Source organism: Embleya sp. NPDC059213 (assembly GCF_042754445.1).
Lineage (GTDB): Bacteria > Actinomycetota > Actinomycetes > Streptomycetales > Streptomycetaceae > Embleya.
The window spans coordinates 1-2,568 of sequence record NZ_JBHZAV010000383.1; the positions used below are offsets into that span (position 1 = coordinate 1).

A 2,568-nucleotide genomic window follows, 5' to 3' on the forward strand; every position below is an offset into this window, starting at 1 on the left:
CGGTGGCCCGGCCCGTGCCCGGTGATCGACTCCCCCTCGGCGACGTCGGGCACCCTTGACCATCAAAACCGATCACCATATGGTTTTTACCGATCGCCGGCCGGCTTTCGTGGCGGGCAGCAGCCCGAGCCACCCAGGGACCCATCGATCGGAGTCGCCATGGCCGCGCACGACCTCACCCTGACCGACAAGGCCGCGTTGACCAGCGGCCTGGGCCAGATGACCACCAAGCCGATCGAACACGCGGGCATCCCGTCGGTCACCATGTCCGACGGCCCGCACGGGCTGCGCCTACAGCACCCCGACCACGAGCCCGGGCAACTCGACCTGCGCCCCGCCACCCCCGCCACGTGCTTCCCGCCCGCCGTCGCGCTGGGCAGCAGTTGGGACCCGGACCTCGCGCACCGCGTCGGCGCCGCACTCGCCGCCGAGGCCGCCGCACACGGCATCGGCGTCCTGCTCGGCCCCGGCATCAACATCAAGCGTTCGCCGCTGTGCGGGCGCAACTTCGAGTACTTCGCGGAGGATCCGACCCACTCCGCCGAATTCGGCGGCGCGGTGATCCGCGGCCTCCAGGAGAACGGCACCGGCGCGACGCTCAAGCACTACGCGGCCAACAACCAGGAAACCGACCGCATGCGGGTCAGCGCGGACATCGACGAACGTCCGCTGCGCGAGATCTACCTGCGCGCCTTCGAACGCATCGTGCGCCGCGACAAGCCGTGGGCGGTGATGTGCGCGTACAACGGCGTCAACGGCGTGACCCTGTCCGAGAACACCCGGCTGCTCACCGACATCCTGCGCACCGAGTGGGGCTTCGAGGGTCTGGTGATGTCCGACTGGGGCGCCGTGCGCAACCGGGTCGCCGCGCTGCGCGCCGGACTCGACCTGGAGATGCCGCCGACCGGCGGCCGGACCGACCGCGAAGTGGTCGCCGCGGTCACCGCCGGCGAACTCGACGAGGCCGTGCTCGACCGGGCCGTCGAACGGCTCGTGCACTTCGCCCACCGGGCCGCGCGGCCTGCCGGCGACGGCTCGACCGCGCCGTACGACGAACACCACCGTCTCGCCGGCGAGGTCGCCGACCACAGCATCGTGCTGCTGCGCAACGAGGGTCCGCTGCTGCCCCTGGACCCCGGCTCGGGCACCGTGGCGGTGATCGGCGAACTCGCCCGCACCCCGCGCTTCCAGGGCGGCGGCAGCTCCCAGGTCACCCCCACCCGGGTGGACATCCCGCTCGACCACATCCGCGAACTCGCCGACGGCGCCCACGTCGAGTTCGCCCCCGGCTATCCACTCGCCGACGGCCCCGAACCCGACGCCGACCCGACCGAGGTGGCCGACCGGGCGGTGCGCCTGGCCGCCACGAGCGACACCGTCGTGCTCTTCCTCGGCCTCGCCCAACAGGACGAGTCCGAGGGCTTCGACCGCGACCACATCGACCTGCCCGCCGACCAACTCGCCCTGCTCCACCGGGTCCTGGCGGTCAACCCGCGCGTGGCGGTGGTGCTCTCCAACGGCGGCATCGTGCGCACCGCGCCCTGGCACAATCGGGTGCCCGCGCTCGTCGAGGGTTTCCTGCTCGGCCAGGCCGGCGGCGGCGCCCTGGCTCGGGTGCTCTTCGGCGCGGTCAATCCCTCCGGCAAGCTCGCCGAGACCATCCCGCTGCGCCTGGAGGACTCCCCCAGCTTCCTGACCTTCCCCGGCGCGGAGGGCCACGTGCGGTACGGCGAGGGGGTGTTCGTCGGCTACCGGGGCTACGACGCGGCCCGCGTCGAGGTCGCCTTCCCGTTCGGACACGGCCTGTCGTACACCACCTTCGCCTATCGCGAGCTGAGCGTGGCCGGCGTCGACGACGGCGCCGGGGTCGTGGTCCGGGTGACCGTCGCCAACACCGGCGAACGGGCCGGCCGCGAGGTGGTACAGATCTACTCCGCGGCGCCCTCCGGCTCGCCGGTGGAACGCCCGATCCGCGAACTGCGCGGGTTCGCCTCGGTCCGCCTCCAGCCGGGCGAGAGCCGCGAGGTGACGATCGAGTTCCCCCGCGCCGACCTGGCCTACTTCAGCGTGCGCGACCGGTGTTGGCGGATCGAGGGCGGTACCTACCGGATCGAGGCCGCCGCATCCTCGCGGGACGTGCGACTGTCCGCCGAACTGGCCGTCGCCGCCGACGCGGACACCGCCGAACTGGACGTGCGCAGCACCCTGGGCGAGTGGCTGGCCCACCCGATCGGCGGCCCGCTGCTGGTGGAACGACTGGCCCGATCCAACGCCGGCCTCACCAGCCGGCTGGCGGACGACGCGACGTTGCGGCGGGCCGCGCACAACGTCCCGCTGGAGGTGGTCGCCGACTTCGCCGGCGGCCTGATCGGCCGGGACGAACTGGCGGCGCTCGCCGACCGGGTCGCCGAGGCGACGGGCTGAGACCGGCGCGCGAACGATGGCGGGTGGGGGGGCCCCGGGAAGGGGGGCCCCCCCCCCCCGGCCCGCAGGGGCCCATCGCCCCGGGCGGCGCCAACCCCGGCGACCAATACTATATCGCCCACGACAGAGCCGAACGCGGGAAGG

At 73.3% G+C, this 2,568-nt stretch carries 1 protein-coding gene; it reads left to right on the forward strand.

Translation table 11 applies throughout. From position 1 onward, the window contains the following. Positions 1-159 precede the first annotated feature (159 nt). A complete protein-coding gene (locus tag ACFXMF_RS47400) occupies positions 160-2,424 on the forward strand; it encodes a glycoside hydrolase family 3 C-terminal domain-containing protein (RefSeq protein ID WP_379992823.1) in 2,265 nt (754 codons plus the stop codon). The last annotated feature ends 144 nt before the right edge of the window (positions 2,425-2,568 follow it).